Origin of the sequence: Methylobacterium symbioticum (genome assembly GCF_902141845.1) — a bacterium.
Classification (GTDB): Bacteria; Pseudomonadota; Alphaproteobacteria; order Rhizobiales; family Beijerinckiaceae; genus Methylobacterium; species Methylobacterium symbioticum.
On sequence record NZ_CABFPH010000173.1, the window covers coordinates 1 to 7,263 of the forward strand.

6 protein-coding genes are annotated in these 7,263 nt (G+C 71.2%); all 6 read right to left on the bottom strand.

The features are described from left to right. Positions 1–251: 251 nt before the first annotated feature. The gene (locus tag MET9862_RS27850) at positions 252–632 is read right to left on the bottom strand and encodes a hypothetical protein (protein ID WP_142586155.1); all 381 of its coding nucleotides are present in this window, start codon (positions 630–632) and stop codon (positions 252–254) included. Positions 633–793: 161 nt separating this feature from the next. Next, positions 794–1,132, bottom strand: coding sequence for a hypothetical protein (locus MET9862_RS27855; protein ID WP_012752981.1), 339 nt, complete (start codon positions 1,130–1,132; stop codon positions 794–796). 87 nt (positions 1,133–1,219) lie between these two features. After that, positions 1,220–1,774 (bottom strand): hypothetical protein, encoded by a 555-nt coding sequence (locus MET9862_RS27860; RefSeq protein WP_012752980.1) that lies wholly within the window; start codon positions 1,772–1,774, stop codon positions 1,220–1,222. Positions 1,775–1,838: 64 nt separating this feature from the next. Next, on the bottom strand, positions 1,839–5,099 hold the full coding sequence (locus MET9862_RS27865) for an efflux RND transporter permease subunit (RefSeq protein WP_012752979.1): 3,261 nt from the start codon (positions 5,097–5,099) through the stop codon (positions 1,839–1,841). Between the two features lie 14 nt (positions 5,100–5,113). Continuing rightward, positions 5,114–6,463 carry an efflux RND transporter periplasmic adaptor subunit gene (locus MET9862_RS27870; RefSeq protein ID WP_012752978.1) on the bottom strand — a complete coding sequence of 450 codons (1,350 nt, stop codon included), beginning with the start codon at positions 6,461–6,463 and terminating at the stop codon, positions 5,114–5,116. A 134-nt stretch (positions 6,464–6,597) separates the two neighbouring features. Further along, a complete protein-coding gene (locus MET9862_RS27875) occupies positions 6,598–6,960 on the bottom strand; it encodes a hypothetical protein (RefSeq protein WP_050772664.1) in 363 nt (120 codons plus the stop codon). Positions 6,961–7,263 lie beyond the last annotated feature (303 nt).

The window sequence follows — 7,263 nt, forward strand, 5'->3', positions numbered from 1 at the left end:
CGCGCCGGCCCGCGCGGCGACGCCGCCGTCCGGAACGCTGACGCGAGCGGGGCCGGCCTGCGCCGGCGCAAGGGCTGGGACGCGACCCCGGATTGCGACGCGCTCGTCGCGAACCGCGCCGGGACCGACCCGGCCCACCGGACCGCCCCGGCGGATCGGTCCGACGCCTCTCCGAACGCCCGTCCCGCGCGGGCGCGAGGCCGCGTCGGCGTCCGTGCGTTCCGGGGGCAGGGCTCCGATCCCGCGGGCCGTTACCCTCCCTGGATCGCCTCTCCGTACCGGAACGTGGCGGAGCCGCCGTCCATCCTCAGCGTTCCGGACCCGGCGAACGAGCTCGTCCCGTCGGCCGACCCGGTGCCGCGCTGGCCATTGGAGCAATTTGCCCCGACGGATGCCGGCAGCCCCGCCCCGGACGGATGAAACAGGCCGCTGCAGGTCGTCCGCCCGTCGGTCGCGTAGAACTCGCGCCGCAGCAGCCGGGTGGTCACGCTGCCCGTGAGGCGCTCCCCCGACGGGAGATGCAGGGTGAACGGGACCGTCGCGTAGCCCGGAACATCGGGCACGTGCAGGCAGCCCGTCACGCCGGTGGCCAGCCCCCAGGCACACGCGAACCTCCTCCAGCCGATCATCACGATCCCTCCCCGCCCGTGCCGGTCCGACCGACGCCCGCGCATGGCCCGGCCGCGGATGGGCGCCGGCCGTTGCGCTCGCCGCCTTCGGCGGCCCGGATCCCCGGATTGCCCGCAGCGGCGTGGCCGCTGCACCGCCCCGACCGGCCCGGTGCCGAACCCGGCTAGATCCCGGGGCCGCGCAGTCGATGGTAGAGAGCCCTGACGGCATCCATGTAGTCCTGACCCGGGTTCTTGGCGCAGAAGGTGCGCAGGAAATGGACTTGGGCCTGAAGCGGGACGGACGGCGGTGTCAGGTCCAGGTCTTCATCGATTCCTGCCGGCGCACGAATCAGCGCTCCGCTCATGAAACCTTGCGCCCAGGCGAAGAAGTACAGCTCGGCAGCTTGGTTCGCGGAGATCTCCTGGTTGAACGCTGCGCAGGTCTGGGCGCCGATGCCGACGATCTTGGCCGTCGATCCTGCCTGCGCGGACATCACGACCATGACGCCGAGGGCCACCATCACTGTTCGTCGCATCGATGCTCCCCGTCGCTCCAGTTTCGTAGGATGAGCCGGAGCCAGCGCCGTCGAACGCCGGCCGGTGGGTGGTCATGGCGCCATCCGGCGGTCCCGGGATTCGAGCAGGTCGGAGGTATGGCGGGCGGCGGGGTGGCCGGTCGCCGCCTCGTGCGCCGACGAGCATTTCTCGTAGAGCTCGCCCGCGGCGACCATGACGATGCGTTTTCCGCCGCCTTCGGCGGGGCGGACCGCCAGGAGCGTGCGCCCCGCCGGCCACGTCACGGCGTTCGGCAGCCCGGCCTCCTGCGGCTCGCCGTAGCGCCGCACCCCCTCCCGGTAGATCGCCGCGTAGGCCGGCACGAGCTCGGCCTCCGCGAAGGGGCGGCTGAACCAGATGACCTGCTGCAGACCCTCGTCCCCGCAGACCTCCAGGACGACCTGCTCGGTATCGGGCCCGGAGGCCGGCGCCCGGCCCTGGAAATAGAACAGGGCCGTGACGTTCCCCTCCCGATCCGCCATGGACGGTTTCGGCACGGACGTCAGCGGACCCCAACGCAGGCCGAAGGGTGCCTCCCCGGCAAGCGCCCCCGGGATGCCGGCCGCCCCCAGGAACGCGGTGGCGAGCGCACGACGAAACGTCCGCATCACGGGGCTCCCCCTCGGGTCCGTCGCGACCGCGCCTCGCCGGTCCGGGGATGCATGGCCCGGGTCACTCGGCCGCCTGCCGGAGCCGCGCCCGCGCGCCGGCCGAAGCCTCCTCGGCCCGGCGCGGGGAGCGCGCGACCTCCTCGCCGCCGAAGCGCGCGTACAGGGCCGGCAGGACGACCAGGGTCAGCAAGGTGGCGCTGATCAGGCCGCCGATGACCACGGTCGCGAGCGGCCGCTGCACCTCGGCTCCGGTCTCGGTCGCGAGCGCCATCGGCACGAACCCGAGCGAGGCGACCAGCGCCGTCATCGCCACCGGCCGCAGCCGGGTCATGGCGCCCTCCAGGATCGCCTCGCGCCGCGGCCGCCCTTCCGCGACGAGCTGCTTGATGAAGGTCAGCATCACCAAGCCGTTCAGGACCGCCACGCCCGAGAGCGCGATGAAGCCCACCGCCGCCGGCACCGAGAACGGCATGCCCCGCAGCCACAGGGCCGCGATGCCGCCGGTCAGCGCCAGCGGCACGGCGCTGAACACCAGCAGCGCGTCCCGGGGCGAGCCCAGCGCCGAGTAGAGCAGCAGGAAGATCAGGGCGAAGCAGACCGGCACCACGATCATCAGGCGCTTGCGGGCCGAGGCGAGGTTCTCGAACTGGCCGCCCCAGGTCACGTCGTAGCCCGAGGGCAGCCGCACCTGGCTCGCGACCTTGGCCTGCGCCTCGGCGACGAGCGAGCCGATGTCGCGCCCGCGGACGTTCGCGGTCACGACCACCCGGCGCCGGCCGTTCTCGCGCGAGACCTGGTTCGGCCCTTCCGCGACGGAAAAACTCGCGACCTGCTTCAGGAGGACCGACGCGGCGCGCCCGTTCGGGCCGGGCGGCAGCGGCACCGGGATGTTCTCCAACGCCTCCCGGTTCTCGCGCACCTTGTCGCTGAGGCGCACGACGATGGGAAAGCGGCGGTCGCCCTCGAACACCAGCCCGGCGTCCTTGCCGCCGATGGCCGCCCCGATGACCTCCTGGACGGCGCCGGTGCTGAGCCCCAGCCGCGCCGCTTCCGCCTTGTTGATCTTGATCTCCAGGAAGGGCAGGCCCGCCGTCTGCTCGACCTTGACGTCCTCGGCCCCGTCGATGCCCCGCAGGATCTCGGCGATCTGGTCGGCCGCCTTCGTCATCGGCCCGAACTCCTCGCCGAACACCTTCACGGCGAGGTCGCCGCGGGCGCCCGCCAGCAGCTCGTTGAAGCGCAGCTGGATCGGCTGGGAGAACTCGAACACGTTCCCGGCCAGGGCGCCGACCGCCTTCTCGATCTTCTCCTGGAGCTCGGCCTTGGACAGGTCCGGGTCCGGCCACTCCTCCTGGGGCTTCAGGATCACGAAGGTGTCCGAGGAGTTCTGCGGCATCGGGTCGGACGCGACCTCGGCGGTGCCGGTCTTCGAGAAGACGTAGGCGACCTGCGGGAAGCGGCGGATCGCCTGCTCGATCTTGAGCTGCATCGCCTGCGACTGCGACAGCGAAGTCGAGGGGATGCGCAGCGCGTTCATGGCGATGCTCTTCTCGTCGAGCGTCGGGATGAACTCGGCGCCGAGCCGGGTGAAGAGCAGGCCGGCCCCGGCCAGCAGCAGCAACGCCGCGACGATGAACACCATCGGCGCCCGCACCGCCCCGGCCAGCACGGGCCGATAGGCCCATTTGAGGGCGCGGATGATGACATTGTCCTTCTCGGTGACGCGCCCGGTGATCACGATGGCGATCAGGGCCGGCACGAAGGTCAGCGACAGGACGAAGGCGGCGGCCAGCGCGATGATCACGGTCAGCGCCATCGGCTCGAACATCTTGCCCTCGACGCCCGTGAAGGTGAGGAGCGGCACGTAGACGAGGATGATGATCGCCTGCCCGTAGAGGGACGGCTTGATCATCTCCTCGGCCGAGGCCCGCACCGTGGCGAGGCGCTCCTCGGTGTCGAGGGTGCGACCGAGACCGTGCTGCTTCTCGGCGAGATGACGCAGGGCGTTCTCGGTGATGATGACCGCCCCGTCGACGATGAGGCCGAAGTCGAGGGCGCCGAGGCTCATCAGGTTGGCCGAGATTTTCGCCTCGACCATGCCGGTCATGGTCATCAGCATGGCGACGGGGATGACCAGCGCCGTGATGATGGCGGCCCGGATGTTGCCGAGCAGCAGGAACAGGATGACGATGACGAGGGCCGCGCCCTCCGCGAGGTTCTTGGCCACGGTCCTGATGGTGGCCTCGACCAGGAGCGTCCGGTTGAGGACCGTCTGGACCTCGACGCCGGGCGGAAGCGACTTGCGGATCTCCGTCATCTTGGCGTCGACCGCGGCCGCGACCGTGCGGCTGTTCTCGCCGATCAGCATCAGCGCGGTGCCGACGACGACCTCCTGCCCGTCCTCGCTGGCCGAGCCCGTGCGCAGGTCGCGCCCGATCCGGACCTCGGCGATGTCCTTGATCCGCACCGGCACGCCGCCGCGGGTGGTGACGAGGACGTTCTCGATCTCCCCCATGCTCTCCAGGCGCCCGGCCGCGCGCACGACGTAGCCCTCGCCGTTGTCCTCCAGGTAGCGGGCGCCCTGGTTGGCGTTGTTGGCCTCCAAGGCCCGCGCCACGTCGGAGAAGGAGAGGTCGAGGGCGGTGAGCTTCGTCGGGTCCGGCTGGACGTGGTACTGCTTCTCGAAGCCGCCGATGCCGTCGACGCCGGCCACGCCCGGCACGGTCTTGATCTGGGGCCGGATGATCCAGTCCTGCACCGTGCGCAGGTACGCGGCCCGCTCCAGCTCCGTCCTGAGCCGCTGGCCTTCCGGGGTCAGGTAGCTGCCGTCCGGTTGCCAGCCCGGCTTGCCCGCAGGCGACACCGTCCGCTCGTCCGGCTTCGCGTAGTGGATCGACCACATGTAGATCTCGCCGAGGCCCGTCGAGATCGGGCCCATGCGGGGCTCGGCGTCGGGCGGCAGGTCCTGCTTGACCTGGGACAGGCGCTCGGCGACCTGCTGGCGGGCGAAGTAGATGTCGAGCTTCTCCGCGAAGACCGCGGTGACCTGCGAGAAGCCATTTCGCGATAAGGACCGGGTGTATTCGAGGCCCTTGATCCCGGCGAGCGCGGTCTCGACCGGGTAGGTGACCTGCTTCTCGATGTCGATTGGCGAGAGCGAGGGCGCGACCGTGTTGATCTGCACCTGGTTGTTGGTGATGTCGGGGACCGCGTCGATGGGCAGCTTGGTCAGGGCGTAGCCGCCGAAGCCGGCGGCCAGCAGCGACAGCAGCAGCACCAGCCAGCGCTGGTGGACCGAGAAGTCGAGGATGCGGGAGATCATGGGCGGGCTCTCGCTCAGTCGTTGTCGCCGGTCGCGGCCTTGCCGAGCTCAGCCTTGAGGAGGAAGGAGTTGGCGACCGCGATCTCGTCGCCCGGCCTCAGGCCCGAGACGACCTCGTAAGCATCGTCGTCGGAGCGCCCGAGCTCGATCTCGCGCTTCTCGAAACCGGTGGCCGTGCGCACGAAGACGACCTTCTCGCCGGCGACGGTCTGGATCGCGGCCTTCGGAACCCGCACCTTGACCGCATCCTGGCCGACCTCGACCTCGGCGGTGACGAAGGTTCCGGGCCGCCAGGCCATGTCCCGGTTCGGCAGCCCGACGATGACGCGGGCGGAGCGTGTGTCCGGGTTCAGGATCGGGCTGACGAAGATCACCTTGCCTTCGGCCTGCTTGTCGGCGTCGCCCTGGCTCGGGGTGACCAGGACCCGCGCGCCTTCCTTGACCTTGGCCAGTTCGGTGGTTGGCACCGCCAGTTCGATCCAGACGGTGGACAGGTCTGCGACCGTATACAGGTCGTCCGGGTCGCCCTGACCGCCGACGTCGGTGCCGAGGTCGACCTTGCGCTCAACCACGCGCCCGCTCAGCGGTGAGCGCAATTCGTAGCGGCGCAGCGTCGAGGTGTTGGGCGTGGTCTCGTCCCGTTTGGCCGCGCTCGCCACCTCGGCGGCGTTGAGGCCGAGGGCGGAGAGCTTCTGCCGGGCGAGGTCGACGCGAAGCTGCGCCTCCGAATAGACGGCCTTGGCATTGAGGAAGGCCGATTCGGCCGAGATGCGCTTTTCCCAAAGCGCCTGCTGCCGATCGAAATTGGTCTTCTCAAGCTCTGCCTTCACTGAGGCGGTGAGATACTCGCTCTTGGCGTCCGCGACCTCGCGGCTGTCGAGCACCGCGACGACCTCACCCTTCACAACCTCCTCGCCCAGGCGCTTGCGCATCTCGGCCACAATCCCGACCACGCGCGCGGGCACCCGGGCGATCCGGTCGGCGTCCGGCGCGATGGTGCCGGGAACGAGAAGGTGGCGCGCGAGCGTGCCCCCCTCCACCGTCACGACCGTGATGTCCTGCCCGGAAACCTGCTCGGGCTGCATCTTGATCACGGTCGGCTCGGCCTCTCCCCCACCCTCCCCGTGCGGATGCTTGGCGGTCGCAGGCCCGGTCTCCGGCTTCGCCCCTCGCGGGCGGGGATGCTCGCCCGCGGGCTCCGGGACGTCGGTCTCGGAGGAGGGCTGACCGGCGGCGGGCGCCGGGTGGATCCTCGGGACCCCGACCGAGGCGAGGGCGTCCTGGACGAATTCGGACACGCGGGGAACGGCACCGCCGATGGCGATGCCGGTGGCCAGGATGACCACGGACAGGAGAATGCGCATTGAGCCTGACTCGACCGGGACGCCGCTTGCCCGCCTGCGCGGCGGTGACGGTCGATCCCGCATGTTCACGTAAGGTGATCGACTGGCCCGGCGGATCGCCGGGCGGCCCGTGCCACCTCGGTGGCGCGGTCACCTCAGGCGCGAGGAGGCCTCGACAGCCGGTCCGGCCAGGTCGACGCGAGCGCGCCGACGGACCGGGACCGGTTGGGCTGGGCAGCCGCCGCGGGCGCCGTCGCGGGAGCGGCGTCCGCGGTGATGGCCTGGTGGCAGCTGCAATGCACGTGACAGGTCACGCCCGGATCGGACGTGTCGGTCGCGGAGCCGTCGGCCGGCGCGACCACCGAGAGTTCCGTCCCGGCAGGTGCCTTGCCGTGGTACGCGAAATCGGCTGCCAGGCCCAGGTCGGGAGCGGCGATGAGCAGGACGAGCACGAGCGCGAGCAGGCGCAGGGCGGTCACCGACCAGCCACGCCCGGCGTCGAAGCTCTTCTGCCGCATCCCGAGGGTCATCCCCGTCCTTATGGCGATTCGAGGCCGCGGATACAATCGGGTTCGCCGCGGTGCGGCGTCGGACCCCAGGCGGTGTCTCCGTACGCCGCCCGCCAATCGTCGTCGCGACGATGAGAGACGTGGTGCCCGCGGCGGCCCTGGCCGCCGTCCGGCATCATGGCGGTCCCGCGGCCCGCAGGGCGGGCGTCATGGTTTCGGGAGGCCGGGTTCGCCGCGGCCTCGAACGGAGGCACCGCCGGCCGTGGCGGCATGCCCCGCTCCCGGCGGTACCCTCACCGGCGGGCACCCCGG

What these genes read in the sequence shown, in the direction of transcription:
- MET9862_RS27855 (WP_012752981.1), bottom strand. Translation starts at nt 1,132, where the DNA reads ATGGTGGCCCTCGGCGTCATGGTCGTGATGTCCGCGCAGGCAGGATCG.
- MET9862_RS27860 (WP_012752980.1), bottom strand. Translation starts at nt 1,774, where the DNA reads ATGCGGACGTTTCGTCGTGCGCTCGCCACCGCGTTCCTGGGGGCGGCC.
- MET9862_RS27865 (WP_012752979.1), bottom strand. Translation starts at nt 5,099, where the DNA reads ATGATCTCCCGCATCCTCGACTTCTCGGTCCACCAGCGCTGGCTGGTG.
- MET9862_RS27870 (WP_012752978.1), bottom strand. Translation starts at nt 6,463, where the DNA reads ATGCGCATTCTCCTGTCCGTGGTCATCCTGGCCACCGGCATCGCCATC.
- MET9862_RS27875 (WP_050772664.1), bottom strand. Translation starts at nt 6,960, where the DNA reads ATGCGGCAGAAGAGCTTCGACGCCGGGCGTGGCTGGTCGGTGACCGCC.